Genomic DNA, 25664 nt, shown 5'->3' with positions numbered 1-25664 from the left:
CGATCCCCCGGGGATTAGGGACAGTGGAATGGGTTGCGGACCGAGCGGACGGTATCGGAGATCGACGCGCGTACGCCAGCGCAGCGGTGCGATTCGCGTCCATCGGTGTCCGGACGGACGAAACAGTGGGGGCGGGATGGTCACCCATCCCGCCCCCACTGCCGTGCGTTATGTGAACGGCCCTCATGGGCCGATGGAGGACGTACCCCCGGCCTGCTCGCATCCCGCCGCCGGCGAATCCCGACGAACAGCAGGTGCGACGGCCGCACGTTAGCCGTCGCCGGCCGGGCCCCGCCATCCCCGCGCGCCGATCGTTTCCGAGCTGTGCCCCAGCCGCCACCAGGCGATCGTCCGGATCACCGGGCTTGTGCCGGATGCCCACCCGCGACGTCGTCCGAACGGCCGCCACGGCTGCCCGTCCGACCGACGGACCCCGGACGCGGCGAGGCCGGTCGATCCACTCCCGCCGGTCAGGCGGTCGGCTTCTCGTCGCCCGGGGTCACCAGGACCACCCGGCGACGCCGCGCCAGCACGAAGAGCGCGCCACCGGCAGCCAGCACCGCCACGCCGACGCCGCCGATCAGACCCGCCTGCGGGCCGGTCACCGGCAGGCCACCGCCGCCACCCTCGCCGCCGGTCGGGGCGGCCACGATCACCGCGAAGTTGTCGCTGTTGTCGCTCGGGTCCACGTCCTTCGCCAGCCCGGCCGGAGCGGTGGTGGTGAGGAACGAGGGCAGCTTGCTGGGGGTGGTGGCCAGGCTCCGCTCGGTGGCCGGCAGGGCACCCCGGGAGCTGACCTCGACCGCGCCGCCGGTCAGGCTCACCGGAGCGTCGAGGTCGGCCGCGACCTTTACCGGGAAGAAGCCGTACAGGTCCTGGCCCGGCTTGAGCCGGGTGAGGCCACTCTCGCAGTCGGCGGTACGCCGGTCGGCGGTGTACCTGCACTCCTTCAGGTCGGTGCTGAAGGTGACGCCCTTGGGCAGGGACATCGTCAGGTCGACGCCGTCGGCGATCATGTCGCCCTGGTTGACGATGAGCGCGAAGACGGTGGTCTCGTCGCCGGGGTTCAGGATCGGCTTCTTCACGTCCGGCTCGCCGTCGGCCCGCCAGACGACCTGGCTGCGGACGTCCGGCGCCAGCACCAGCAGGTCGACGCCGTTCTCCGTGGTGAATTCCACCTGGGTGGTCCGGACGTTGTTCCCGGTGTCGGTGTCGTTGGCCGAGACCACGCGGAACGTGACGGGCGCCGAGTAGTCACCCTTGATCGCGTCGGTGTCCTTGAAGAGGAACACCGGCAGCTCGAGGGTCGCGCCCGGCGTCGGGATCTCGTGCTCGGCCAGCGGGCACAGCCAGGTGCGCCGTCCCTCGACCGTGTCCTCCTCGCACCCGGCGAGCAGCGGGGCGGCCTCCACCTTGGGCCGGGTCCAGCTTGGACACGTCGACGGTGAGCGTGACCTCGGTCGGCGTGCTCTCGCCCTTGTTGGAGAGCTTGACGAAGGCGGCCTTGCCCTCGGTGCCCGCCGCGACGCGGGTGCCCGCGACGTCCAGCGACAGATCGTTGGCCGGGTTGTCGGCGTACGCCGGGGTGCCGAGGACGGTGAACGCGCCGGAGGCGAGCAGCGCGGCGGCGCCCAGCCGCGCCAGCGGCCGGTTACGGAAGATCATGGAAGGGTTCCCCCCGTGGGAAGACGACAGGTACGGCGCAGGCTAGCGGCGCGTCGTCCGCCGCGCTGCCCCGTACGCCGTCCCGTCACCATTCCGACGGCCGCCGTGCCCCTTCTCGTACCCGTGGGGTCGGCTGCGTCGCCGCGAGCGTCAGCGGGCGTCGACCAGCGGCAGGGACTTCCCGGCGCCGCCGCCCGGCATGGCGATCGAGGAGAAGTGCGAGACCACCCGCTCGTCGGTGGGGTCGTCCGCCGGGGTGTGGTGCACCGCGAGGCGGTGGTAGAGGGTGTCCCGCTGCGCGGGGATCCGGCCCGCCGAGCGGATCATGCCGATCAGCTCGTGCAGGTTGGAGCGGTGCCGCGCGCCGGCCGAGGAGATGACGTTCTCCTCCAGCATGATCGAGCCGAGGTCGTCCACGCCCATGTGCAGCGCGAGCTGCCCGACGTCCTTGCCGGTGGTGAGCCAGGACGCCTGCAGGTGCGGCACGGTCTCGAAGAAGAGCCGGGAGACCGCGACCAGCCGCAGGTACTCCAGGGTGGTCGCCTGGGTGCGCCCCTTGAGGTGGTTGTTCTCCGGCTGGTACGTCCACGGGATGAACGCCCGGAAGCCCCGCGTGCGGTCCTGCACGTCGCGGATCATCCGCAGGTGCTCGATCCGCTCGGCGTTGGTCTCGCCGGTGCCCATCATCATCGTCGCGGTCGACTCGATGCCCTGCCGGTGGGCCAGCTCCATGACCTCCAGCCAGCGCGCGCCGGACTCCTTGAGCGGGGCGATGGCCTTGCGCGGCCGGTCGGGCAGCATCTCCGCGCCGGCGCCGGCGATCGAGTCCAGACCGGCGGCCTTGATCCGGGCGATGGCCTCGTCCAGGCTCACGCCGGAGACCTTCGCCATGTGCAGGATCTCGCTCGGCCCGATCGAGTGGATGGCGAGCTGCGGGTACGCCTGCTTGACCGAGGAGAAGAGCTCCTCGTAGTACTCGACGCCGTAGTCCGGGTGGTGGCCGCCCTGGAGCATCACCTGGGTGGCGCCCAGCTCGACCGCCTCGCCGCAGCGGCGCAGGATCTCCTCGGTCGGGTGGGTCCAGCCCTCCTTGTGCTTGGGGGCCCGGTAGAACGCGCAGAACTTGCACGCCGTCACGCAGACGTTGGTGTAGTTGATGTTGCGGTCGATCAGGTACGTGACGATGTTGTCGGGGTAGCGCCGCCGGCGTACCGCGTCCGCCGCCTCGCCCAGCGCGTGGAAGGGCGCCTCGGTGTAGAGCAGCAGGGCCTCCTCGGGCGTGATCCGCCCGCCGTCCGCGCCGCGCTGCAGGATGTCGTCGATCTCCCGGCTCACCGTCACGCCCCCGAGCCTACGTCGGGCTGCGGCGGCACCGCACCGGGCACCGCCACCGGTGACCCGCACCCCACGAGCGCCGAGCGGCCCGGCGCGCCGGGCTCAGCGGCGCTCCCACAGCGTGTAGCGCAAGGTGAGGAAGCGCGCAGCGATCCGTCCCGGCCGTCGCCCCGGATAGGCCGTCAGCGTGCGGCGGCGCGGGTCGTCAGGCGTCGTAGTCGACCGTGAGCTTGTCGGTCGTCGGGCTGGACTGGCAGGTCAGCACGTACCCGGCGGCCACCTCGTCGGGCTCCAGGGCGTAGTTGCGGGCCATCGTCACCGCCCCGTCCACGACCTTGGCCTTGCAGGTCGAGCAGACGCCACCCTTGCAGGCGTACGGCAACTCGCCGCGGACCTTGAGCGCCGCGTCCAGCACCCGCTCGTCGCGTCCCATGGTGAAGCGCGACGAGCGGCCGTCGAGCACGATCGTCACCTCCGCCCCGGCGCCCGGCTCGTCGCCGGGGCGGCGCACCGGCTCCGGCGGGGCGTCGACGTGGAACAGCTCGGTGTGCACCGCCGACTCCGGCAGGCCCCGGCCGGTCAGCAGCTCCCGGGCGGCCACCACCATGCCGTACGGGCCGCAGAGGAACCACTCCTCGATGGCGTCGCCCGGCACGATCGTCTCCAGCAGCCGGCCCAGCCGCTCGGCGTCGATCCGCCCGGACAGCAGTGGCGACTCGCCCTGCTCGCGGGAGAGCACGTGCACCAGGTGCAGCCGGGTCGGGTAGCGGTCCTTCAGGTCGGCCAGCTCCTCGGCGAACATCACCGTGTTGGCCGTGCGGTTGCCGTACACCAGGGTGAAGGTGCTGGCCGGCTCGACGGCCAGGGCGGTCGCGACCAGCGAGAGCACCGGGGTGATGCCGGAACCGGCGACCACCGCGCCGTAGTGCCGGGCCCGGTCCGGCGCGAACGCCGTGGTGAAGTGCCCCAGCGGGGGCAGCACCTCGACCGTGTCCCCGCTGCGCAGCGCCCCGCAGGCGAACGCGGAGAACGCCCCGCCCGGAATCTCCCGCACGCCGATCCGCAACCGGCCGTGCCGGGCCAGGTCGTCGGGGGTGGAGCAGATCGAGTACGACCGCCGCACGTCCGCGCCGTCGGCACCCACGCGGCGCACGGTGAGGTGCTGGCCGGCGGAGAACGCGAAGGCCTCCCGCAACTCCTCGGGCACGGCGAAGGTGATCGCCACGGCGTCCTCGGTGAGCCGGTCGACGGCGGCGACGTGCAGCGGGTGGAAGGCCGGCCGGCGGCGGACCGGTCGGGTGATGGTGACAGTCACAGCGCCTTCAGGTGGTCGAAGGGTTCGGAGCAGGAGCGGCAGCGCCACAGGGCCTTGCACGCGGTGGAGCCGAACCGGCTGACCTGCTCGGTCTCCGGCGAGCCGCAGCGCGGGCAGCGCACGGACAGCGACAGGGGAACCAGGTTACCCGCGCGTACCGGGGCCGGCGGGGCGATGCCGGCGGCGGCCAGCTTCGCCCGGCCGCGCTCGGAGATCCAGTCCGTGCTCCAGGCCGGGCTGTAGACCGTGCGCACCTCGGCGTCGGGGTGGCCGGCGCCGGCCAGGGCCCGGCGGATGTCGGCGCGGATCACGTCCATCGCCGGGCAGCCGGTGTAGGTGGGGGTGATGGTGACCACGACCCGGCCGGTGGCCGGGTCCTCGTCGACCGCCCGCAGGATGCCGAGCTCGTCGATGGTGATCACCCGGATCTCCGGGTCCACCACCGCCGCCACGGCGTCCCGCGCATTCACCACTTCGCCCCCGGATGGGCGCGGTGCAGCACCTGCATCTCGGCGAGCAGGTACGACAGGTGCTCGGTGTGCACGCCCTCGCGCCCACCGGCCGGCGCCCAGCCGGTCTGCGGCCGGGTCAGCGTCGCCTCGTCGAGCACGGCGGACACGCACGTGTCGAAGTCGGCCCGCAGGGTGGCCGGGTCGACCGGCGCCGCCGGGTCCGCCGTGAAGAACTCGTGGTGGTACGGCCACACAAGATCCAGCGCGGCCTGGGCCCGCCGGTGCGACTCCTCGGTGCCGTCGCCGAGCCGCTTCACCCAGAGCGAGCTGTGGTCCAGGTGGTAGGCGGACTCCTTGCGCGCCTTGGCCCCGATCGCGGCGAGCCGCTCGTCGGCGCAGCCGGCCAGCGCGGTGTAGAGCGGCAGCTGGTACGCCGAGAGCAGCAGCAGCTTCACCATGGTCACCGCGAAGTCGCCGTTGGGCAGCTCCACCAGCAGACAGTTGCGGAACTCGCGGTCGTCGCGCAGGTACGCCAGCGCGTCCTCGTCCCGGCCGGCGCCCTCCAGCTCGCCCGCGTACGACAGCAGCAGGCGCGCCGCGCCGAGCTGGTCGAGGGCGATGTTGGCCAGCGCGATGTCCTCCTCCATCTCCGGCGCGCGGGTGGCCCACTCGCCGAGCCGCTGCGCAGCGACCAGGGCGTCGTCGGCGAGCGCGAGGGTGAAGTCGAAGGGGCCGTTCACAGGTGCGCCACCCCGTCCGGCACCTCGTAGAAGGTGGGGTGGCGGTAGACCTTGTCGGCGGCCGGGTCGAAGAAGGCGTCCTTCTCGTCGGGGCTGGACGCGGTGATGGCGCTCGCCGGCACCACCCAGATCGACACCCCCTCCTGGCGGCGGGTGTAGAGGTCGCGGGCGTTGCGCAGGGCCAGCTCGGCGTCCGGCGCGTGCAGGCTGCCGACGTGGGTGTGCGACAGCCCGCGCCGGGCCCGGACGAAGACCTCCCACAGTGGCGAGGATTCCTTGCTCACGCGGCCACCTTCTCCCTCTGCTGCGCCCGCTTGGCGGCGTACGCCGCGGCGGCCTCGCGTACCCAGGCGCCCTCGTCGTGGGCGCGGCGGCGGTGTTCCATCCGCTGCCGGTTGCACGGGCCCTCGCCCTTGATCACCCGCATCAGCTCGTCGTAGTCCGGCTGGGTGTAGTCGTACGACTGCCGTTCGTCGTTCCAGCGCAGGTCCGGATCGGGCAGGGTGAGATTGAGGATCTCGGCCTGCTGCACGCACATGTCCACGAAGCGCTGGCGCAGCTCGTCGTTGGAGAAGCGCTTGATCTTCCAGGCCATCGACTGCGCGGAGTGGGTCGAGTCCCCGTCCGGCGGGCCGAACATCGCCAGCGACGGGTACCACCAGCGGTCGACGGCGTCCTGGGCCATCGCCTTCTGCGCCGGGGTGCCGTGCGCCAGCGTGTGCAGGATCTCGTAGCCCTGCCGCTGGTGGAACGACTCCTCCTTGCAGACCCGGATCATCGCCCGCGCGTACGGCCCGTAGGAGCAGCGGCAGAGCGGCACCTGGTTGACGATCGCGGCGCCGTCCACGAGCCAGCCGATGGCGCCCACGTCGGCCCAGGTCAGGGTGGGGTAGTTGAAGATCGAGCTGTACTTCTGCCGCCCGTTGAGCAGCATCTCGACCAGCTCGTCGCGGCTGATGCCGAGGGTCTCGGCCGCCGCGTAGAGGTAGAGCCCGTGGCCGGCCTCGTCCTGCACCTTGGCCAGCAGGATCGCCTTGCGCTTGAGCGACGGGGCCCGGCTGATCCAGTTCCCCTCGGGCTGCATGCCGATGATCTCGGAGTGCGCGTGCTGGGCGATCTGCCGGATCAGCGTCCTGCGGTACGCCTCGGGCATCCAGTCGCGCGGCTCGATCTTCTGGTCCGCGTCGATGACCTCGGCGAAGTACGCCGCCAGGTCCGCACCGGGCTCCGGCGCGCCGCGCCGGCCGCGCGCCGCGGCCTCCCGTAGCGCGGCCTCGGCCGCCTCGACCTGACCGAGCAGGTCACCGCCCGGGGCGTCCCCCTCGGCGGCGAAGTCGTTGCCATACATGGCCCAAGTGTTACAGCTCGGCCCCCGCGACACCAGAGGGTGTAACAGGATTCCGAAAGGTCTTTGCGTCACCGGACAGCCGCTCTCGGTTGACACCTGCACCCGGGCAGGGCTGTGACATGCGTCACTTGCCGAAGATGAATCCCCCTAAGAGCGGCATACCGGCTCTTTATCACGGCTTAACGGCAAGTTGCCGAGCGTCGGGTTCTGGCGAGTCGCCGGTCCGGACGTAGACTTCCCCCGGTCACCACCGATCGGCTGCTGACGATCGCACCACGACGACGGCCACTCCCCCGGCCTCGGCGGTCGAGTCGACCATGCGGAAACAGCCGGCCCCCCGGCCCTGACATCTGGAGTTCACCCACTCATGCGATCTCGCGTGACCATGGTGCTCGCCGTTCTGGCAGTCCTGCTCGGCGCCGGCCTGCTGGTGCCGACCGCCTACGCGAAGCTGGCCGGCGACGGCGACGGTCTGGGCGGCATCGGCGGCGGCGCGCAACAGGTCCCCGTTCCGGCCCCCACCACGCCCCCGCCGCCGACGCTCACCGCCGGCCCGGTGTCGGTGAACTTCAAGGGCGAGTTCTTCGGCTGGGCCCTGATGGACCGGCGGACGGGCAAGATCGCCGGTTCGAAGAACATGGCGTCTACCAGCTCGACCGAGTCGATGATCAAGGCGTGGATCGTCGCCGACTACCTGCGCCAGCTCGGCGACAAGCAGCCGACGGCGGCGCTCAAGAAGGCCGCGAGCCTGGCCATCCGGGACAGCAACGACACCGCGGCGAACCAGGTCTACGCCGCGGCGGGCGGCTCCTACAAGGTGCCGGCCGGCGGCCAGCCGGGCCCGGTGATCAAGCGGGCGATCAGCATCTGCGGCCTCACCGACACCAAGCGCGGCAACGTGGCCGGCTACGAGGGCTACTGGAGCTTCACCCGGATGTCCCCGCGCGACGCCGCCCGGCTCGGCGACTGCATCGCCGACGGCAGGGCGGCCGGCCAGAAGTGGACCAAGTGGGTGCTGGACGAGATGAGCAAGGTCCGCGGTAGCGTCAAGACCCAGCAGCTCCGGTCGGGCGGCGGCAAGTGGGGCATCGTCGACGGACTGCCCGCCGCGATCAAGGCGCAGGGCCCGGTCGCCATCAAGAACGGCTGGACCCCGCTCAGCTACGACGGCAACTGGCACGTGAGCTGCCTCGCCGTCACGGACAAGTGGAGCCTCGCGGTGATGCTGCGCTACCCGCAGAGCAGCAAGCTGGACTACGGCGCGAAGGTCTGCGCCAGCGTCGCCACCCAGCTGGTGACGCCACAGCCCGGCGCGGCACTGAAGGTGCCCCAGCAGCTGAACCAGGTACCGCCGCCGCCCCAGCCGGCCGGTGAGCTCTGATGGCCCGCAGCCGCCGCGCTGACCGGCGGGACGCCACGCCGCTGAAGCTGGCCGCCTTCGCCGCCATCCTGATCGGCCTGGTGCTGGTGTCGCTGCGGCTGCTGCCCGGCTCGCCGCTGGAGTCGGCCGCCGCCTCGCAGTGGGGCGAGCCGCCCACGACGGACCGCTCCACCGCCGGGCCCACCGACCGCAGCAACCGTCCGAAGCCGACCCCCACCCCGGCGCCGGCGCCGCTGCCCTTCTCCGACGAGCAGATCGACCTCGACCTCAAGGGCTGGTACGCCTGGAGCGTCCTGGACACCCGGACCGGAAAGATCATCGGCTCGGAGAACATGGGCGAGACCAGCACCACCGCGTCGCTGATCAAGGCCTGGATCGTCGCCGACTACCTGCGCAAGGCCGCCGAGGCCGGGCAGACCCCGAGCGACGCCAAGCTCGCCGACGCCACCCGCATCATCCGGGACAGCGACAACACCCGCGCCGAGCAGTTCTACACCGGCATCGGCCGGTCCGCGTCGATCAAGCGGATGATCTCCATCTGCAAGACCACCGACAGCAGCCCGGCCGCCGACGGCGGCTGGAGCCGGACCAACCTCTCCCCCCGGGACACCGCCCGGCTCGGCGCGTGCATCGCCGACGGACGCGCCGCTGGTCCGAAGTGGACCAAGTGGCTGCTCGGCGAGATGCGGCTGGTGCGCGGCGCGGGCGACTTCGGCATCCGCAAGGCGTTCCCGACCGCCGAGCGGAAGACCATCGCCATCAAGAACGGCTGGGTCGACCGGACCCGCGAGCAGGAGTGGCACGTCAACTGCCTGGCCATCGGCGACACCTGGACGATGGGCGTGATGGTCCGCTACCCGATCGGCTCGGGCGTCGAGTACGGCATGAAGAACTGCCAGAAGATCACCGAGGCGGTGCTCCGCCCGGGCACCTGACCGCGCCCCCGACGTAAATCAGCCGGCGAAGAACTCGGGGCCGCCGTCCGGCAGCGCCGGGGCCTCGCCGATCGCCGCGGCCCGCCGGGCGAACTCGCGCAGCCCGGCCACCTGCCGCTCGCCGAGGGAGAAGTCGAGGGCACGGAAGTACGTGGCCAGCGTCGCCGCGTCGAACGGCTCCCAGCGGGCGGCCGCCTCGGCCACCTGGTCCAGCTCGGCCAGACACAGGTCACGGGAGCGCAGGAACGCCTCGTGCACCTCCTTGACCAGGCCCGGGTGGGCGGCGGCGAAGTCGCGGCGTACCGCCCAGACGGCGAAGACCATCGGCAGCCCGGTCCACTCCCGCCAGGCCTGCCCGAGGTCGGTGACCTCCAGCCCCCGGCGCGGCGCCTCGTAGAGCGCGCGCAGCGCCACGTCGCCGATGAGCACCCCCGCGTCGGCCTCCAGCAGCATCTGGGTCAGGTCCGGCGGGCAGCGGAAGTAGTCGGGGCGGACGTCGTACCGGTCGGCGAGCAGGAGCTGGGCGAGCAGCACCCCGGTACGCGAGGTGGAGCCGAGCGCCACCCGGCCGCCGTCCAGCTCGGCCAGCGGCTTCGTGGAGACCACGTTGACCGAGAGCACCGGCCCGTCGCTGCCGACCGCCAGGTCGGGCAGGAGCAGCAGCTCGTCGGCGTGGCGCAGGTACTCCACGTGCGAGACGGGCCCGATGTCCAGGTCACCGGCGACCAGCGCGGCGCTCAGCCGGTCCGGCGAGTCCTTGTGCAGGTCGACGTCGAGCAGCGCGCCGGAGCGCATCAGACCCCAGTAGATGGGCAGGCAGTTCAGGAACTGGATGTGTCCGACCCGGGGGCGCGCCACGCGTTCAACCATGACCCGACGGTATCCCCGTGCTCCTCGCCCGGCTCAGCGGCCCGGCCCGGGAGTGGCCAACTCCGCAGCCGGGACCCGGTCGCCGGCCGCCGCCGGTTCGACCGGGCCGGCAGCGATTCCCGCGTGCCGGACGGCGCGGACGACGACGGGCACGAACGCGAGGACGACCAGCAGGCCGGCGCTCCCGGCCAGCGCGATCAACGGCCGCGGCGGCAGCACCGCGAGCAGCGCGCCGCCGACCAGGTACCCGGCCATCGAGCCGCCCTGGACGGCCGCTCCGTAGGCGGCGTACGCCCGGGCGCGCAGCGCCTCGGGGGCCCGCCGGGCGGTCAGCACGTTGGCGAAGACGTTCTCGCCGCCGTTCGCCGCGCCGGCCACCAGCCAGAGCGGGACCAGCAGCCCGGCCGACGGCACGGCCGACGCGAGGACCACCATCAGACAGCAGCCGCCGAGGGTGGCCAGCACGCCGTACACCAGGGCACCGTCGTCGGTGAGCCGGCGAGCCAGCCGGGCGGCGAGCCAGCTGCCCGGCAGCATGCCGGCCATCCAGGCCGCGCCGACCAGGCCGTAGACGGTGGGCGAACCGTCGAGCGTGTCGCGGATGAAGAACACCTCGATCACGTTGATGCCGCCGACCGCGGCGATCACCGCCGCCGTGCTGACCACCATGGCCAGCAGCAGCGGATCACGCCGCAGCCGCCAGGCCGGCACGGCCGGCGTCGCGGTCGCGGCCGTGGCGGTTGCGGTCCGCCGGCCACCCCGGCGGGTCCGCAGCAGCTCCACAGCGACGGGTAGAGCACCTCCCGACGGCCGGGCTGCCGCCCGGTTCCGGACGCCGGCCGGTAGCCGGGGGCCGGCGGTAAATGCGTGGTCGCCACCGGCGGCGAGGCGTAACGTGGAGCGCCGCGCGCGCACCGCGCGCCTCTCTTCACCGGGCACAGCCGGTACCGCGCCTGACGGAGCGCCGGGCGGCCCAGGTCAACCGATCACACGAACGCCACCGGAAGGTCGCCTCGGATGACCCGTGCCGTCACGCCCACCACCGACCCGGCCGCCACCCTCGACGGGCAGCTCGCCGCCGAGCGGGCCCACCTGGACACCTCCCGCGCCGCGCTGCGCCGGATGCGCGAACGCGCCGAAGCGCTCTTCGCCACCGGCGACAAGGTCGCCGGGGACGCCTATACCGCCGAGCAGCTCGGCCGGCACATGGCCCGGCGGGTCAAGGAGCTGGCCGACGACCCGACCACCCCGCTCTTCTTCGGCCGGCTCGACTTCGGGCAGACGGATCCCGACCATGCCGGACGCGACTACCACGTCGGCCGGCGGCACGTCACCGACGAGCGGGGCGAGCCGCTGGTGCTGGACTGGCGGGCCCCGGTCTCCCGGTCGTTCTACCGGGCCAGCGCCCGCGACCCGCAGGGCGTCGCCGTCCGGCGGCGGTTCGGGTTCAGCGCCGGGGCGCTGACCAGCTTCGAGGACGAACATCTGGACCGGGGTGAGGAATTGGGCACCGCCAGCCGGATCCTCACCGCCGAGATCGAGCGCCCCCGCGTCGGCCCGATGCGCGACATCGTCGCCACCATCCAGCCCGAGCAGGACGAACTGGTCCGGGCCGACCTGGCCGACTCGATCTGCGTCCAGGGCGCGCCGGGCACCGGCAAGACGGCCGTCGGGCTGCACCGGGCCGCGTACCTGCTCTACCTGCACCGGGAACGGCTGCGCCGCTCCGGCGTGCTGATCGTCGGACCGAACCGGGCCTTCCTGTCGTACATCGCGGCGGTGCTGCCGGCGCTCGGCGAGGTCGAGGTCGAGCAGGCCACGGTCGAGGACCTGGTCAGCCGGGTACCGGTGCGCGCGGTCGACGACCCCGCCGTCGCCACCCTCAAGCACGACGTCCGGATGGCCGAGGTGCTACGCCGGGCCGTCGACGCGCACATCGGCGCGCCCACCGAGCCGATCATGGTGTCGGACGGCTCGTTCCGCTGGCGGATCGGCCTCGACCCGCTGCACCGGGTGGTCACGGAGACCCGTCGGGAGGGGCTGCCGTACGCCACCGGCCGGGAGCGCGTCCGGGCCCGGGTGGTGGGGCTGCTGCAACGCCAGGCCGAGGCGCGCCGGGCCGAGTCCCCGAGCGACGCCTGGCTGCGCCGGACGGGTAAGGCCCGGCCGGTCGCCGCCTTCCTGGACGCGGTCTGGCCGGCGCTCACCCCGGACGGCCTGGTGCACACGCTGCTCGGCGACCCGCAGGTGCTCGCCGCCGCCGCCGACGGACTGCTCACCGCCGAGGAACAGGCGCTGCTGGTGGGCGCCGGCACCGCCGCGCGGACCGGGACGAAGCTGGGGCGGACTCCGAAGGCGACGCGGTGGACCGCCGCCGACGCGGTGCTGATCGACGAGGCGGCCGGGCTGATCGAGCGGCCCGGCGGCTTCGGGCACGTGGTGGTGGACGAGGCGCAGGACCTCTCCCCCATGCAGTGCCGGGCCATCGCCCGGCGCAGCGAACACGGCTCGATCACCCTCCTCGGCGACCTGGCCCAGGGCACCGCCCCGTGGGCCGCCACCGACTGGCGGGAATCCCTGACCCACCTGGGCAAGCCGGACGCGGCGGTGGTCCCGCTGAGCGTTGGCTTCCGGGTGCCCGCGGCGGTGGTGGCGTTCGCCAACCGGCTGCTGCCCGCGCTCGCCGTCGACGTACCCGCGGCGGAGTCGCTGCGCCGCGACGGCACGCTGGACGTGCGTACCGTGACCGACCTGGAGGCGGCGACGGTGGCCGAGGTGCGGGCGGCGCTCGCGCACGACGGCTCCGTCGGCGTGATCGCCGCCGACGACGCGGTGGAGCGGCTGCGCGCGGCGCTGGCCGCCGCCGGGGTGCAGACCGCGACCGCCGACGACGTCGAGACCGCGGCGCGGGTCACCGTCGTCCCCGCGACGCTGGCCAAGGGCCTGGAGTACGACCACGTGGTGGTCGTCGAGCCGGCCGCGATCGTCGCCGCCGAGCCGCGCGGCCTGCACCGCCTCTACGTGGTGCTGACCCGGGCGGTCTCCCGGCTCGCCGTGCTGCACACCACGCCGCTGCCCGCCCCGCTGACCGACCCGGCCGGCTGAGCGGGACGAGGGTCGCCGGTACGGCTGACCTTTCGTCCGTTTCCCCCGCACCCGAGGGCGGGACGGTGCCACGATGCCGCCAGGGCGTGCCGTCGGCGGCCGCCACCGGCGGAGAGGGGCCACCGTGAGCGGCGTCGAGCCCGGCACGCCCTGCTGGACCGACCTGGCCACCCCCGACCTGGAGGGCGCGAAGCGCTTCTACCCGGAGTTGTTCGGCTGGACCGGCCGGGTCGCGCCCGAGCCGGAGGCGGGCGGCTACACCATCTTCCTCAAGGACGGCCGGGCGGTGGCCGGCGCGGGACCACCGGCCACCCCGGACCAGGTGCCGATCTGGTCCACCTACGTCGCCACCGACGACGCCGACCTGGCCGCCACCCGGGTCTCCTCGGCGGGCGGGCAGGTGCTGGTCGACCCGTTCGACGTCTTCGACCAGGGGCGGATGGGGGTCTTCGCGGACCCGGCCGGCGCAGTGTTCAGCGTCTGGCAGCCGATGGCGATGACCGGGGCGGAGCTGTTCAACGTCCCCGGCGCGATGAGCTGGAACGAGCTGGTCACCCCGGACCCGGAGGGCGCGAAGGCCTTCTACGAGCTGGTCTTCGGCTGGCATCCGGAGGACCAGCCGATGGGGCCGGCCGCCTACACCGGCTGGCGGTGCGGGGCGCGGATCGTGGCGGGCATGATGCCGCCGCTCGGCGACGACTTCCCCGCCGACATGCCGGCCTACTGGTCGGTCTACTTCGCGGTGGCGGACGCCGACGCCACCGCCGCCCGGGCCGCCGCGATCGGCGGCAGCATCCTCGTCCCGCCCCGGGACATCCCACAGGGCCGCCTGGCCGCCCTCCGCGACCCCCAGGGCGCCCTCTTCTCCGTCATCGCCCTGGCCACCCCGGCGTGATCCGGCCGCACGCCGCAGGGCCGGGTCAGTAGGGGCGGATGGGCACCACCAGCGGGCCGTGGTCGCCGTCGATGACCCGGACGTGCGCGCGGTAGTGCGTGGCGAGCAACTCCTGGGTGAGGACCTCGCGGGGCGGGCCGGCCGCGACCACCCGGCCGCCGGCCAGCAGCACCAGCCGGTCGGCGTACTCGCCGGCGACGGAGAGGTCGTGCATGGTGGCGAACACGGTCAGCCCGTGCGCCCGGCGCAACTGGTCGACCAGCTCCAGCACCTCCTGCTGGTGGCCGATGTCCAGCGCGCTGGTCGGCTCGTCGAGCAGCAGCAGGGTGGCGCCCTGAGCGAGCGCCCGGGCCAGGAAGACCCGCTGCCGCTCACCGCCGGAGAGGGTGGCCAGCTCCCGGCCGTGGAACGCGGCCAGGTCCAGCCGGTCCAGCACCTCGTGCACGGCCGCCAGGTCGGCGGCGGACTCGCGCCCGAGCGGCGGGATGTACGGGGTGCGGCCGAGCAGGACGTAGTCGAGCACCGACATCCCGGCCGGCACGGTCGGGGACTGGGCGACGGTGGCCACCACCCGGGCGCGCTCGCGGGGGCGCAGGGCCCGCAGCGGCGTACCGAAGAGGGAGACGGCGTGCGACGCGGGCAGCAGGCCGCCGACGGCGCGCAACAGGGTCGACTTGCCGGCGCCGTTCGGGCCGATCACGGTGACCCACTCGCCGGGCGCCACGGTCAGGTCGACCCCGGCCAGGATCGGCACTCCGCCGAGCTTGACGTGCAGGTCGCGCAGATCGACGGCGGGCGTCACGAGAGCATCCGCCGGGAGGTGCGCAGCACCAGGACGAAGAACGGGCCGCCGAGCAGCGCGGTCACCACGCCGATCGGGATCTCGGCCGGGGCGGCGACGGTCCGGGCCGCCACGTCGGTCAGTGCCAGGAACGCACCGCCGAAGAGCATGGAGAGCGGCAGGATCACCCGGTAGCTGGAGCCGGCGAGCAGCCGCACGGTGTGCGGGACGATGATGCCGACGAAGCCGATCAGCCCGGAGGCGGAGACCGCCGCCGCGGTGCCGAGCGAGGCGGCGGCGATCAGCAGGTAGCGGGAGCGCTGCGGGTGCAGCCCGAGGCTGCTGGCCTCGTCGTCGCCGAGTGACAGCACGTCCAGCTCCCGGCGGTGCAGCAGGACCACGACCGCGGTCAGCACGAAGTACGGCAGGACCAGCAGCACGTCGTGCCAGCCCGCGGTGGCGAGCCGGCCGAGCAGCCACGAGTAGACCATCTGGATGCTGTCCGAGTGCCGTTGCAGCAGGTACGTCTGCCCGGCCGAGAGGAACGCCGAGACCGCCACCCCGGCCAGGATCAGCGTCGCCGGGGATCGGCCGCGCGCGCCGGCCACCCCCAGCAGGTACGTCATCGCCACCGCCCCGAGGGAGCCTGCGAACGCGGCCAGCGGCACGGTCAGCGGCAGCCCGGTCAGCGCCTCCCCGCCCGCACCGAGGGCGATCACCGCGGTGACCGCCAGCCCCGCCCCGGCCGCCACGCCCAGCAGGTACGGGTCGGCCAGCGGGTTGCGGAACACCCCCTGGTACGCGCCGCCGGCCAGGGCGAGCAGCGCACCGACCAGCAGCCCGAGCACCACCCGGGGCAGCCGCAGCTCGGTGACGATGGCGATCTCACCGGCGGTCAGGCCGCTGTCGAGGTGCACCCCGGGCAGCAGGTTCAGCAGCTCGGCGGCGACGCTGCCGGGTGGCAGGCTGACCGGACCGAGCGACACCCCGGCGATCAGGGCGACCAGCACCGCGGCCAGCCCGGCGGCCAGCCAGCGCCGGCGCAGCCCGGCCGGCCTGGCCGTACCGGTGGAGGCCGGCGTGCCGCCCCGTCGGGTACCGGGCACGCCGACCGGACGGGACGCGTCAGAGGTCCCGACCGGTCGACGTCCGGTGGCTCGCACGGTCATCGAGGGTGGATGGTCACGCCGGTACCTTGGCGACCGCGTCGACGATGGTCCGAACCTGGTCGACCACCCGCGGGCCCCAGCGCGAGGCGATGTCGTCGTCCAGCTCGACGATCCGGTTCTCCCTGACCGCGGTCAGGCCGGCCCAGCCGCTGCGGGCCTTGACGGTGGCCGCGCTCTGCTTCGCCTGCTTCACGTCGCCGAGGAAGATGAAATCGGGGTCGGCCTTGACGACAAGCTCCTGGGAAACCTGCGGGTATCCGCCGTTCTTGCCGTCGGCATCCGCGGCGTCGGCGATGTTCTCCAGGCCGACCAGCGCGTAGATCGAGCCGATGAAGGTCTTACTGGTGGCGGTGTAGAGCTCCGGGCCCAGCTCGTGGAAGTAGGTGAGCTTCTCCGTCCGCTGCGGCAGATCCTTCACCAGCTTGGCGATGTCGTCCTTCATCCGCCTGGTGACGTCGGCGGCCTCGGCCGGGTGACCGGTCAGCGCGCCCAGGTCGGTGATCTGCTGGTAGGAGTCGTCCAGGGTGGCCGCCGCCGGGGTGAGCAGGACCGGGATCTTCAGCGTGGTGAGCTGGTCGACGATCTTGTTGGTGTCGTTGGAGAGCACCACCAGGTCGGGCGTCTTGGCCGCGATCGCCTCGGCGTTGGGCTGGAAGCCGGACAGGTCGCTCTTCGGCGCCTCCGGCGGGTAGTTCGAGTTGTCGTCGACGGCGGTGACCTGCTTGCCGGCGCCGATGGCGAAGAGCATCTCGGTCGCGCTCGGCGACAGTGAGACGATCTTCTCGGGGCGCTTGTCCAGCGTCAGCTTGCCGACCGTGACGGGAAAGGTGGCCGCCGAGCCGCTGCTGCCGGCGGCGGGGGTGTCGTTCGAGGTCTTCTCGGCGCAGGCGCCGAGGGTCAGCGCCGCCACCGCGAGGGTCGCGGCGAGCAGCCGGGGGGTACGTCCGGACATCTGTCCTCCTGTCGGTCGAGGAGTGTGGTGCTTCGCCGACAGGAACCTGCGTACCCGTCCGCGAGGCGCCCTTCCTCGAGAGCGCGTGTCGCGACCACGACGCAGGCGACCTGGCTCGTCCCCGACGGGCGGGGCATCACAGTTGCGGGACAGCGCCGGTTTCACACCGGCTTCGCTGCGGTTGGTCGGAGCCACGGTAACGCACCCACCCTGGCCGCTCTCCGCGCGGTGACGCTGGCCGGCCGACCACCCGGACCTGCCTGACAGTCGAGGATGAACGGGACAGCCGAGTGGCGAGGGACCTGTTAGGTTTCAACGATGATCAATATGAGCGGAATCCCTCGTTCGGGAACGAAGCGGGGCAGCGCCCGACGGATCGGTGCCACCCTCGTCGCCGCCGCCGTTCTCGGCACGGGCGGCACGTTGGCCGTCGCCTCACCGGCGCTGGCCGGACCCGAGCCGTACGGCAACTGCCCGAAGAGCTTCTACCAGTACGGCTCGATGTACTACCTCACCGACCTCTGGCAGGGCCGCCCTCCGGCGGAGAATGATCGGTACATCTACGGGATGTACTGGCGCTCGTACAGCGGGTCACCCGCCTCCATCAAGCGCCTCTGCGGCCCGGTCTGATCCGAGGCACCTGACGTCCTCCCCCTTCCCGCGCGGATCGCACGGGAAGGGGGAGGACGATCGAGCGGGCCTCCGTCGGGGGCGGAACGGGGCCCACCCGGGCATCAGGAACTGGTGATGGTGACGTTGTCCACAGCCGCCTCGACCAGGCTCGCGCCGGAGGCGTCCGCGGCTTCCACCACGATCCGCACCGACTGCCCGGCGTACGGCGTCAGGTTGAGGTTCGCCACCGCCCAGGCGGCGTCCCGGTCGGTGGCCGCACCGGCCTGGTTGAGCAGGGTGGTGGTGCCACCGTTGTGCACCACGCTGACCCGCAGGTAGTCCGCCGACGAGGCGTTCGACCCGTGCGCCAGGTACCAGGCGAGCGAGAGGGTGAGCGTGCCGGTGGCCGGGAGGGTCACCGCCGGGGAACGGGCGCTGGTCACCCCGCCGTCGACGTCGTAGTCACCCGCCGCCGTGCCGGCCAGCCGGCCGGTGACCAGGTCGTTGGCGCCCGCGTACGGGGTGAGCTGCTTGGCCCCGGAGGAGTTGGTCGCCTGGGCGGCGCCCCGCTCCCACGCCCCGGTGGTGGCGGTGTCCGTGCCGGCCGGGTTGATGGTCCAGCCGGTGGCCGTCTCGAAGGTGTCCGACCAGACCGTGGTCCCGCCGCCCCCACCGCAGTACTGCGCCTGCTTGCCGATCGCCCGGTACGGGCAGTCGGCGTACTCGGAGAGCAGCAGCACGGCGTCGCGGTTGCGGGAGGTCTGCGCGGGGATCACCTCGTCCGGCGGGTAGAAGCCGCCGCCGGTGGCCGAGCCCGGGTACATCTCGAAGGTGTACGCCCAGATGCCGTGTGCGCCCCACATCCAGTCGATGCTGGTGCCGTCGGCGACGTAGAGGTCACTGGACTGTTCCGGGGTGTAGCCGTTGGTGTTCGCCATCTGCTGGCCGATGGTGGCGAAGGTGTTGTACTGGTCGGCGCTCATCCCGGTGGGGGTGTTCGCGGTGGTGTAGCCGAACGGCCAGAGCACCAGCTGTGAGTAGGTGTGGAAGTCGATGTTGGCCTTGATCTGCTGCGTCCCGCCGACCACCCGGCTGTTGACGAAGTTGCGCAGGGCCTGGGTCTCCGGGGCGGAGAAGGCGGACGGGCCGCGGTAGGTGTCCGACGAGGTGCTGCCGGACGAGCCGCCGCAGCAGCCCCACTGGTACGACCAGTTCCGGTTCAGGTCGGTGCCGACGGCGGTGGAGCCGCTGTTGGGCTGCCGGTTCTTGCGCCAGGAGCGGTACGAGCCGGTGGCGATGTCGTACTCGCTGCCGTCGGGGTTGACCGTCGGCACGATCCAGATCTCCCGGGAGTTGACGATGTTGCTGATCCGGGAGTCGCTGCCGTAGCTGTCGGTGAAGAGGTTGAGCAGGTAGATCGCCATCTCGACGGTCAGGTGCTCCCGGGCGTGCTGCTGAGCGTTGAAGAGGATCTCCGGCTCGTTCTCGTCGGTGCCGACGTTGTCGGAGATCTTCACCGCCATCAGGTCGCGGCCCTCGTACGACGTACCGATGCTGATCTTGCGGGCGATGGCCGGATGGTCCGCGACCGCCTGGTTCACGACGGCGGTCAGTTCCGCGTAGTCGTGGTAGTTGGAGTCGGCCGGCGGAAAGGCGAGGGTGCCGGCGTGGTCGTGGTCGTGGTGGCTCGGGGCGGGGTCCGACTCCAGCCGGAAGCCCAGCCGGGTGATCGCCGCCGCCTCGGCCCGGGTGGCCGAGACGTGCAGCACGCCGTGTTCGGAGTAGTCGATCGCCGCGCCGGTGCGGGCGACGGCGTTCCGGTCGGCGACGGTGCGCGGGCCGAGCACCCGGTACGCGGCGGCGGCCGGTTCCGGGTCGGGGGCGGGTCGGGCGGAGACCGGCCCGGCGGCGACGGTGACGAAGCCGAGCCCGACGGCGACGGCCAGCGCCAACCGGCGGCGGAGTGGGGACGTGCGGAGGGCCATGGACAACCTCCTCGGAGTACGGGAGATCCCGTTGTCCGCACACTTCACCAGGAGTCACATGGTCATATCAACGTTCATCATTGTCATGGTCCATCCCGGCCGCATCCTCCCGTCGGCAATTATTTTCCATCTCTTCACATCTGGCGGAAGTTCCCTCCAAGCGGGACAGTGAACGGCAACGATTCCCCACCTCGCGGAGTTGCCATGGCCAGCACATCCCTGCGCGCCGTCGCCCTCACCGGCGTCGCCGCGCTCACCCTCGTCGGCACCACCGTTGCGGCCCAGGCCGACCCGGTCACCGCGCTCGTACACGACGAGCAGATCACCTGGCAGGACTGGGCCGGCGACAGCGACTGGCGCTCCGGCACCGCCGCCGGCACCGCCGTCACCGCCGCCGGGCTCACCCTCGGCACCCCGGTCGGCACCACCCTCTACCGGGACCCGCACACCAGCACCAAGCGGAGCTGGGCGTACGGCACCTGGACCTCGCCCGTCACCCAGGTCGGCTTCGACGCCAGCGAACTGGTCGCCTCCTGGAACGCCGACACCCCCGTCGGCACCTGGATCCAGGTCGAACTGCAGGGCACGTACACCACCGGCACCCGCACCCCCTGGTACGTCCTGGGCCGCTGGGCCTCCGGCGACGCCGACATCAAGCGGACCAGCGTCGACAAGCAGGGCGACAAGACGTCCAGCGTCTGGACCGACACCTTCGCCGTCAACGACGTCACGAAGGGTGTGCTGCTCCGGGCCTACCAGCTCCGGCTGACCCTCTACCGGGACCCGGCGACCACCGCCACCCCGACGGTCCGGACGGTCGGCGCGATGAGCTCGTCCGTGCCGGACCGCTTCACCGTGCCGGCCAGTGCCGGCGGCATCGCCTGGGGCACCGAACTGGCCGTGCCGCGCTACTCGCAGAACGTCCACGCCGGCCACTACCCCGAGTACGACGGTGGCGGCGAGGCCTGGTGCTCGCCCACCTCGACGGAGATGGTGGTCGAGTACTGGGGACGCCGCCCCAGCGCCGCCGACACTGCCTGGGTCGACCCGACCTACCCCGACCCCACCGTCAACCACGCCGCCCGGTCCACCTACGACCACCAGTACGACGGCGCCGGCAACTGGCCGTTCAACACCGCGTACGCGGCCAGCTTCCCCGGCCTGGAGGGGCGGGTCACCCGGCTGCACTCGCTGGACGAGCTGGAACACTTCATCGCCGCCGGCATCCCCGTGGTGACCAGCCAGTCCTTCCTCGCCAGCGAGCTGGACGGCGCCGGCTACGGCACCTCCGGGCACCTGATGGTGGTCGTCGGCTTCACCGCCGACGGCGACGTCATCGCCAACGACCCCGCCTCGTCCAGCAACGAGGCGGTCCGGAACGTCTACCAGCGGGAGCAGTTCGAGCAGATCTGGCTGCGGACGAAGCAGACCACCGCCGGCGGCGGCGTCGGCAGCGGCTCCGGCGGCATCGCCTACCTGATCAAGCCGACCGACGTGCCCTGGCCGACGGTCGCCGGCTCCACCAACTGGTGACGGCAACCGGGTCCGGCGCGACGTCCGCGTCGGACCCGGACGCCCGGTTCAGCCCTCCCGGCGCTCGCCCTCGGTCGGCTGGCCCTCGGTCGGCTGGTCCTCGCCGGCCAGCGCCGAGCGCAGCCGCTCCTTCTCCGTGCGCCGCCGCTCGGCCGCCACGGCCATCTCCTCGGCCATCTCGTCGCGCCAACCCTTGAGCAGGAAGAACGAGGCGGCGGCGGAGAACACCAGCGCCAGCATCAGCTTGAGGAAGACGTTCATGTCGACCGGCCAGAGGGCCAGCACGACCACGACGAACAGCCCGATCCGGCCCAGCGTGTACTTGACCGCCGCGCTCACGTTCCCACTCCGTTCTCCGCCGCCGGCATGACCCGGGCGGGGTTCAGCCCGTGCGTCGGGCCAGCCAGTGCACGCCATGGAACCAGAGCACCGCGTACACCAGGGTGAACGCGAGGGCGGCCAGGCCGCCGGTGAACAGCGGTGCCAGGCCGTCGGTCACCCCGGCGACCAGCAGCCCGCCGACCACCGCGAGCACGGCGGCGAACAGCGCCGCCACCACCCGGGCCGCGCCGAACTCCCAGGCCCGGAAGTCGTCCCAGAACAGCCACGCCGGCAGGATCACCGCCAGCCAGCCGTTGGTGCGCCCGAACTCCCCCGCGCCGACCGACGCGAAGGCCCATTCGAACAGCACCAGCGCCAGCAGCCCGATGACCCACCCGGCGAGGCTGACCCCGAGCAGGTCGCCCAGGGTGAGGACGCGCCCCTCGGCGTCGCGCCGGGGGAACCCGCTCCGCTGCTCCGTCATGGTGCTACGAGGATACGGCCGGGCTCAGGCCCAGACCTGCTGCGGCTCGGAACGCCGCTCGGCCAGCGACGGGGCCTTGTCGTACTCCCGGACCACGTTGTAGCGGGTGTCCCGCTCGACGGGCTGGAAGCCGGCGTCCCAGATCAGGTGCAGCAGGTCGTCCCGGTGCATGGTGTTCGGGGTGCCGTACGAGTCGGCGTCGTGGGTGATCTTGTATTCCACGACCGAGCCGTCCAGGTCGTCCACACCGAAGTTGAGCGAGAGCTGGGCCACCGAGAGACCGTGCATCACCCAGAAGCACTTCACGTGCGGGACGTTGTCGAAGAGCAGCCGGGAGACCGCGAAGGTCTTCAGCGACTCGGCCGGCGACGCCATCGTGGTGCGGGCCTGGATCCGGTTACGGATCTTGCCGTCCGCCGAGTCGACGAAGTCGTGCTGGTAACGCAGCGGGATGAAGACCGCGAAGCCACCCGTCTCGTCCTGCAGCTCACGCAGCCGCAGCACGTGGTCGACCCGGTGCCGGGGCTCCTCGATGTGGCCGTAGAGCATCGTCGACGGGGTCTTCATGCCCTTCGAGTGGGCCAGCCGGTGGATCCGCGACCAGTCCTCCCAGTGGCACTCGTGGTCGACGATGTGCTGCCGGACCTCCCAGTCGAAGATCTCCGCGCCGCCGCCGGTCAGCGACTCCAGACCGGCGTCCATCAGCTCGTCGAGGATCTCGTCGGCGCTCAGCCCGCTGATCTTCTCGAACCACTGCACCTCGGTGGCGGTGAAGCACTTGAGCTTGACGTTCGGCAGCGCCGCCTTCAGCTCGCGCAGCACCTTCGGGTAGTAGCGCCACGGCAGGGTCGGGTGCAGACCGTTGACGATGTGCAGCTCGGTGAGCTGCTCGTCCTCCATCTCCTTGGCCTTGCGCACGGCCTCGTCGATGCGCATCGTGTACGCGTCCTTCTCGCCCGGCTTGCGCTGGAACGAGCAGTACGCGCAGGAGGCGGAACAGACGTTGGTCAGGTTCAGGTGCCGGTTGACGTTGAACATCACCCGGTCGCCGTTGAGCTCGGTGCGGCGGTGGTGGGCCAGCCGCCCCAGCCAGGCCAGGTCGTCGCTGTCGTAGAGCGCGATCCCGTCCTCCCGGGTGAGCCGCTCACCGGCGTACACCTTCGCTTCGAGCTCGCGCTTGAGTCCGGCGTCCATCGAAAGCCACGTCCCTTCCAGCTGCGGTCCGCGTCGAGCCTACGTCGGCCCGCCGACGACCCGGCAGCACGGGCACCGCCCGCGACGTACTTCACCGGACTCTCAGGTTGCCGTGACCGGGCTACACATCGACATCGCTGCCTCGGTGCGGTAAGACAGGGTGGGGCGCGACACACACTGGTAGCGTCCCGGTCGCCGCGCCCACCGTGCGCGGCACGAGCGCGCCGGACGGGGAGCGGAATGGTCGACAGCGGGCACGGGCGACGGCAGCGACGACGCAGGAGCCCGGTGATCTCGCCGGTGCTGCGTCCCGCGCTCTGGTCGGCCCTGCTCGGCGCCGTGGCCGCGATGGCCCTGGCCACCCCCGCGTACGCCGATCCCGCGCTGCCCAACGCCGTGCCCGACACCGGCTCCCGCCCGGTCGCCAGCGGCGGCCTGCGGCTGCCCGGCGCGGCACCGGGCCTCTCCGGCGGCGTGACCGGCCTGCCCACCACGGGGCCGACCCTGCCGGTCGGTGGCGTCGTCACCAGCCCGCTGCTGACCCAGATCACCGCCCTGGAGGCGCAGAACGGCCAGCTCGGCGACCAACTGCTCGGGCTCCGCCAGCAGCGCGACGACGCCCGGACGCAGCTCACCGCCGCCGAGGGCGAGCTGGCCCGCGCCCGCGACGCCCTGGCCGCCGCCCAGCAGCGCGCCGACGCCGTCGCCGCCGACGCCTTCAAGGCCGCCGCCGCCCTGCCGCCCGGTCAGATCGCCGAGGACCTGCGGGGGCTCAGCGACCTGTCGCGGATCTCCCGCGGCGAGCAGGCCGAGGGCTCCACCACCGCCGCGGCCGGTGAGCTGTCCCGGGCCCGTACGGCCGAGCAGGTCGCGACCCAGGCGGCCGCCGCCACGCGGGACCGGGTCCGCCGGGCGGAGGAGCAGTTCACCGCGGTCGAGAAGGCGCTGCGGGAGAACGAGCGGAAGCTGGTCAAGCTCCGCGCGGACAACCAGGCCAAGCTGATCGAGCTGGAACGCCAGCAGGAGGCCGCCGAGCAGAAGCTCGGGGCCGGCTACGTCGAGGGGCAGAGCGCCACCGGCCTGATCGCCAGCCCGCAGGCCCTCGCCGCCGTCCGCTACGCGCTGGCGCAGCTCGGCGACCCGTACCTGTGGTCGGCCGAGGGGCCGGACCGGTTCGACTGCTCCGGCCTGATGTGGGCCGCGTACCGGTCGGCCGGCTACTACGACCTGCCCCGCGTCTCCCGGGACCAGTACTACGCCACCCGGGCCCGCTCCGTGGACCGCAGCGCCCTGCTCCCCGGCGACCTGCTCTTCTTCGCCTCGGGCAGCAGCTGGACGACGATCCACCACGTCGGGATGTACATCGGCGGCGGGAAGATGGTACAGGCGCCCTCCACCGGCGACGTGGTCAAGATCTCCACGGTCCGGTGGTCCGGCCTCTACGCCGCCACCCGCGTCGTCGGCGCGGTGCCCGCGCCGGCCACGCCGCCGCCCGCGCCCACCACGCCTCCGCCCACCACGCCGGCCCCGAAGCCGACGGGCTCGACGTCGCCGAAGCCGACCACCCCGGCGCCGAACCCCTCGCCCACCGTCACCAAGGCGCCCACCAGGCCGCCGACGCGCCCGACCACCCCGCCGCCGTCGCCGTCGCAGAGCCCGTCGCCGACGCCGAGCGTGACGAGCTCCGGTGCGCCGAGCCCGACGACCGGCGGCACGGAGCCGAGCACCGCGCCGAGCAGCCTGGCCCCGGCCACCAGCGCTCCGGCCGGCAGCGCCCCGGCCTCGGCCTCGGCGAGCACCGGCGCCTGACCGGACGGCACACTGCGGTACGCCGCTCCGGCTGTGCCGGCGGGGTGGAATGTGGCACCGTGACACCCAGGCACATCCGGTCCGGTGTCACGGGTGCGGGTGCGAGCGCGGCGCGGAGGGCGAGCATGGGCGAGCAACAGATTCCGGCGGAGAACGTCGACCGCGGATCCGTGCCCGAACCGGCCTCCACGGCCGGCTCCGCTGCGACCGCACCGTCCGGTGTCGACGCCCCGCGCGCCGGCACGGACGCCTCGCCTGCCGCACCCGACGCCTCGCCTGCCGCTTCGCCGGCCGGGGACGGCCCGCCGGGCCGCGCGAGCGTGGACGCGTCGCCGGCCACGGCGGAGTCGTCCGCCGCGCCGGCCCGCGCCCGGGCCAGCGTCGCCACCGTGACCGCACCACCGCAGGACGGCCACCTGCCGACACCGCCCGCCGGCGGCACCACCTACCGGGGTGGTGCCCCGGAGCCCAGCGGCGAGGAGGGCGCGGCCGTCGGCTCACCTGACGGTGGAGAGCGCGCCGCCGGCCGGGCCGAGGCCGCCGGGCCGACGGACAGGCCGGGCGCCGCCGCGCCGGTCGTCGGAGCCGCGTCCGTACCGGGGCAGCGGGCCGGCGGTTCGACGCCGGGCACCCGGGCCAGCGCCTCCGTGCCGGGGCTGAGCCGGATCTCGGCCGAGGAGGCCGCCGCCGGCGCGGTCGCCCGGGCCGGCGGTGGCGCCGCGACGGTCTACCGGTCGACCCCGGTCAACCCCGAGCCGCCCGAGCCCGCCCAGCCCCCGGAGC

The 25664-nt window shown here is 73.0% G+C and carries 24 protein-coding genes, 1 pseudogene and 1 riboswitch; of the genes and pseudogenes, 8 read left to right on the top strand and 17 right to left on the bottom strand.

Annotation, left to right across the window (positions count from 1 at the left end):
* Positions 1–470: 470 nt before the first annotated feature.
* The 8 genes from ACSNN7_RS15370 to paaA form a co-directional block, all read right to left on the bottom strand.
* Complete coding sequence (locus ACSNN7_RS15370) at positions 471–1292, bottom strand: hypothetical protein (RefSeq protein ID WP_436681462.1); 822 nt, start codon at positions 1290–1292, stop codon at positions 471–473.
* The gene (locus ACSNN7_RS15365; RefSeq protein WP_436681461.1) at positions 1255–1665 is read right to left on the bottom strand and encodes a hypothetical protein; all 411 of its coding nucleotides are present in this window, start codon (positions 1663–1665) and stop codon (positions 1255–1257) included. The genes ACSNN7_RS15370 and ACSNN7_RS15365 overlap by 38 nt, the downstream gene beginning before the upstream one ends.
* A 150-nt stretch (positions 1666–1815) precedes the next feature.
* Positions 1816–3006, bottom strand: coding sequence for a cyclic dehypoxanthinyl futalosine synthase (gene mqnC, locus ACSNN7_RS15360; protein ID WP_334452136.1), 1191 nt, complete (start codon positions 3004–3006; stop codon positions 1816–1818).
* Between the two features lie 199 nt (positions 3007–3205).
* The gene (gene paaE, locus ACSNN7_RS15355) at positions 3206–4315 is read right to left on the bottom strand and encodes a 1,2-phenylacetyl-CoA epoxidase subunit PaaE (RefSeq protein ID WP_436681460.1); all 1110 of its coding nucleotides are present in this window, start codon (positions 4313–4315) and stop codon (positions 3206–3208) included.
* Positions 4312–4788 carry a 1,2-phenylacetyl-CoA epoxidase subunit PaaD gene (gene paaD / locus ACSNN7_RS15350; RefSeq protein WP_436681459.1) on the bottom strand — a complete coding sequence of 159 codons (477 nt, stop codon included), beginning with the start codon at positions 4786–4788 and terminating at the stop codon, positions 4312–4314. The genes paaE and paaD overlap by 4 nt, the downstream gene beginning before the upstream one ends.
* Complete coding sequence (gene paaC / locus ACSNN7_RS15345) at positions 4782–5507, bottom strand: 1,2-phenylacetyl-CoA epoxidase subunit PaaC (RefSeq protein ID WP_436681457.1); 726 nt, start codon at positions 5505–5507, stop codon at positions 4782–4784. The genes paaD and paaC overlap by 7 nt, the downstream gene beginning before the upstream one ends.
* Positions 5504–5791, bottom strand: a complete 288-nt coding sequence (gene paaB, locus ACSNN7_RS15340) for a 1,2-phenylacetyl-CoA epoxidase subunit PaaB (RefSeq protein WP_088959289.1) — start codon at positions 5789–5791, stop codon at positions 5504–5506. Before paaB ends, paaC begins: the two co-directional genes overlap by 4 nt.
* Positions 5788–6855, bottom strand: a complete 1068-nt coding sequence (gene paaA, locus ACSNN7_RS15335; RefSeq protein WP_436681455.1) for a 1,2-phenylacetyl-CoA epoxidase subunit PaaA — start codon at positions 6853–6855, stop codon at positions 5788–5790. Before paaA ends, paaB begins: the two co-directional genes overlap by 4 nt.
* 367 nt (positions 6856–7222) lie before the next feature.
* Here paaA and ACSNN7_RS15330 point away from each other — a divergent pair, with 367 nt between their 5' ends.
* Positions 7223–8236, top strand: a complete 1014-nt coding sequence (locus ACSNN7_RS15330) for a hypothetical protein (RefSeq protein ID WP_436681454.1) — start codon at positions 7223–7225, stop codon at positions 8234–8236.
* Positions 8236–9171, top strand: coding sequence for a hypothetical protein (locus tag ACSNN7_RS15325; protein ID WP_436681453.1), 936 nt, complete (start codon positions 8236–8238; stop codon positions 9169–9171). The genes ACSNN7_RS15330 and ACSNN7_RS15325 overlap by 1 nt, the downstream gene beginning before the upstream one ends.
* Positions 9172–9189: 18 nt before the next feature.
* Here ACSNN7_RS15325 and ACSNN7_RS15320 read toward each other — a convergent pair whose 3' ends face one another.
* Together ACSNN7_RS15320 and ACSNN7_RS15315 are read right to left on the bottom strand one after the other, a co-directional pair.
* A complete protein-coding gene (locus ACSNN7_RS15320) occupies positions 9190–10041 on the bottom strand; it encodes a menaquinone biosynthetic enzyme MqnA/MqnD family protein (RefSeq protein WP_436681452.1) in 852 nt (283 codons plus the stop codon).
* A gap of 33 nt (positions 10042–10074) precedes the next feature.
* The gene (locus ACSNN7_RS15315) at positions 10075–10824 is read right to left on the bottom strand and encodes an MFS transporter (RefSeq protein WP_436681450.1); all 750 of its coding nucleotides are present in this window, start codon (positions 10822–10824) and stop codon (positions 10075–10077) included.
* A 234-nt stretch (positions 10825–11058) separates the two neighbouring features.
* Between ACSNN7_RS15315 and ACSNN7_RS15310 the strand changes: the two genes are divergently transcribed.
* On the top strand, positions 11059–13146 hold the full coding sequence (locus ACSNN7_RS15310; protein WP_436681449.1) for a HelD family protein: 2088 nt from the start codon (positions 11059–11061) through the stop codon (positions 13144–13146).
* Between the two features lie 124 nt (positions 13147–13270).
* The gene (locus tag ACSNN7_RS15305; protein ID WP_436681448.1) at positions 13271–14041 is read left to right on the top strand and encodes a VOC family protein; all 771 of its coding nucleotides are present in this window, start codon (positions 13271–13273) and stop codon (positions 14039–14041) included.
* Positions 14042–14066: 25 nt separating this feature from the next.
* On the opposite strand, the gene ACSNN7_RS15300 is transcribed toward ACSNN7_RS15305, so the two are convergent.
* From ACSNN7_RS15300 to ACSNN7_RS15290, 3 genes are read right to left on the bottom strand one after another with little or no spacing between them, the layout of a single operon-like run.
* Entirely contained in the window at positions 14067–14843 is a 777-nt protein-coding gene (locus ACSNN7_RS15300) for an ABC transporter ATP-binding protein (protein ID WP_436681447.1), read from the bottom strand.
* Positions 14840–15991: a FecCD family ABC transporter permease gene (locus tag ACSNN7_RS15295; RefSeq protein WP_436681446.1), complete on the bottom strand. Its 1152-nt coding sequence runs from the start codon at positions 15989–15991 to the stop codon at positions 14840–14842. Before ACSNN7_RS15295 ends, ACSNN7_RS15300 begins: the two co-directional genes overlap by 4 nt.
* 13 nt (positions 15992–16004) lie before the next feature.
* Positions 16005–16943 (bottom strand): ABC transporter substrate-binding protein, encoded by a 939-nt coding sequence (locus tag ACSNN7_RS15290; protein ID WP_436681445.1) that lies wholly within the window; start codon positions 16941–16943, stop codon positions 16005–16007.
* A 109-nt stretch (positions 16944–17052) separates the two neighbouring features.
* Positions 17053–17114, bottom strand: a riboswitch (cobalamin riboswitch).
* A gap of 156 nt (positions 17115–17270) precedes the next feature.
* Between ACSNN7_RS15290 and ACSNN7_RS15285 the strand changes: the two genes are divergently transcribed.
* The gene (locus ACSNN7_RS15285; RefSeq protein ID WP_436681444.1) at positions 17271–17573 is read left to right on the top strand and encodes a hypothetical protein; all 303 of its coding nucleotides are present in this window, start codon (positions 17271–17273) and stop codon (positions 17571–17573) included.
* Between the two features lie 104 nt (positions 17574–17677).
* On the opposite strand, the gene ACSNN7_RS15280 is transcribed toward ACSNN7_RS15285, so the two are convergent.
* Positions 17678–19540, bottom strand: coding sequence for a M14 family zinc carboxypeptidase (locus ACSNN7_RS15280; protein ID WP_436681443.1), 1863 nt, complete (start codon positions 19538–19540; stop codon positions 17678–17680).
* 204 nt (positions 19541–19744) lie between these two features.
* Here ACSNN7_RS15280 and ACSNN7_RS15275 point away from each other — a divergent pair, with 204 nt between their 5' ends.
* Positions 19745–21073: a C39 family peptidase gene (locus ACSNN7_RS15275; RefSeq protein ID WP_436681442.1), complete on the top strand. Its 1329-nt coding sequence runs from the start codon at positions 19745–19747 to the stop codon at positions 21071–21073.
* 48 nt (positions 21074–21121) lie between these two features.
* Here ACSNN7_RS15275 and ACSNN7_RS15270 read toward each other — a convergent pair whose 3' ends face one another.
* From ACSNN7_RS15270 to mqnE, 3 genes are read right to left on the bottom strand one after another with little or no spacing between them, the layout of a single operon-like run.
* Positions 21122–21412 carry a DUF4229 domain-containing protein gene (locus ACSNN7_RS15270; protein WP_436681440.1) on the bottom strand — a complete coding sequence of 97 codons (291 nt, stop codon included), beginning with the start codon at positions 21410–21412 and terminating at the stop codon, positions 21122–21124.
* A gap of 43 nt (positions 21413–21455) precedes the next feature.
* Positions 21456–21878 (bottom strand): hypothetical protein, encoded by a 423-nt coding sequence (locus ACSNN7_RS15265; protein WP_436681439.1) that lies wholly within the window; start codon positions 21876–21878, stop codon positions 21456–21458.
* 24 nt (positions 21879–21902) lie between these two features.
* Positions 21903–23072 carry an aminofutalosine synthase MqnE gene (gene mqnE / locus ACSNN7_RS15260; RefSeq protein WP_334452096.1) on the bottom strand — a complete coding sequence of 390 codons (1170 nt, stop codon included), beginning with the start codon at positions 23070–23072 and terminating at the stop codon, positions 21903–21905.
* Positions 23073–23312: 240 nt separating this feature from the next.
* Here mqnE and ACSNN7_RS15255 point away from each other — a divergent pair, with 240 nt between their 5' ends.
* Positions 23313–24881: a C40 family peptidase gene (locus ACSNN7_RS15255; RefSeq protein WP_436681438.1), complete on the top strand. Its 1569-nt coding sequence runs from the start codon at positions 23313–23315 to the stop codon at positions 24879–24881.
* 125 nt (positions 24882–25006) lie between these two features.
* Positions 25007–25664 (top strand): annotated as a pseudogene (locus tag ACSNN7_RS15250) (hypothetical protein); the annotation flags it as partial.

It is taken from the genome of Micromonospora sp. URMC 105 (genome assembly GCF_051386295.1).
Classification (GTDB): Bacteria; Actinomycetota; Actinomycetes; order Mycobacteriales; family Micromonosporaceae; genus Micromonospora.
The sequence above is the reverse complement of the archived record's forward strand: the minus strand, read 5'-3'. Positions and strand labels throughout refer to the sequence as shown.

Excerpts from the sequence above, each read along its gene's own strand:
- ACSNN7_RS15310 (WP_436681449.1), top strand. The coding sequence starts at position 11,059 with ATGACCCGTGCCGTCACGCCCACCACCGACCCGGCCGCCACCCTCGAC.
- ACSNN7_RS15325 (WP_436681453.1), top strand. The coding sequence starts at position 8,236 with ATGGCCCGCAGCCGCCGCGCTGACCGGCGGGACGCCACGCCGCTGAAG.
- ACSNN7_RS15290 (WP_436681445.1), bottom strand. The coding sequence starts at position 16,943 with ATGTCCGGACGTACCCCCCGGCTGCTCGCCGCGACCCTCGCGGTGGCG.
- mqnE (WP_334452096.1), bottom strand. The coding sequence starts at position 23,072 with ATGGACGCCGGACTCAAGCGCGAGCTCGAAGCGAAGGTGTACGCCGGT.
- paaA (WP_436681455.1), bottom strand. The coding sequence starts at position 6,855 with ATGTATGGCAACGACTTCGCCGCCGAGGGGGACGCCCCGGGCGGTGAC.
- ACSNN7_RS15365 (WP_436681461.1), bottom strand. The coding sequence starts at position 1,665 with ATGATCTTCCGTAACCGGCCGCTGGCGCGGCTGGGCGCCGCCGCGCTG.
- ACSNN7_RS15275 (WP_436681442.1), top strand. The coding sequence starts at position 19,745 with ATGGCCAGCACATCCCTGCGCGCCGTCGCCCTCACCGGCGTCGCCGCG.
- ACSNN7_RS15280 (WP_436681443.1), bottom strand. The coding sequence starts at position 19,540 with ATGGCCCTCCGCACGTCCCCACTCCGCCGCCGGTTGGCGCTGGCCGTC.
- ACSNN7_RS15265 (WP_436681439.1), bottom strand. The coding sequence starts at position 21,878 with ATGACGGAGCAGCGGAGCGGGTTCCCCCGGCGCGACGCCGAGGGGCGC.
- ACSNN7_RS15255 (WP_436681438.1), top strand. The coding sequence starts at position 23,313 with ATGGTCGACAGCGGGCACGGGCGACGGCAGCGACGACGCAGGAGCCCG.
- ACSNN7_RS15295 (WP_436681446.1), bottom strand. The coding sequence starts at position 15,991 with ATGACCGTGCGAGCCACCGGACGTCGACCGGTCGGGACCTCTGACGCG.
- ACSNN7_RS15330 (WP_436681454.1), top strand. The coding sequence starts at position 7,223 with ATGCGATCTCGCGTGACCATGGTGCTCGCCGTTCTGGCAGTCCTGCTC.
- ACSNN7_RS15320 (WP_436681452.1), bottom strand. The coding sequence starts at position 10,041 with ATGGTTGAACGCGTGGCGCGCCCCCGGGTCGGACACATCCAGTTCCTG.
- ACSNN7_RS15285 (WP_436681444.1), top strand. The coding sequence starts at position 17,271 with ATGAGCGGAATCCCTCGTTCGGGAACGAAGCGGGGCAGCGCCCGACGG.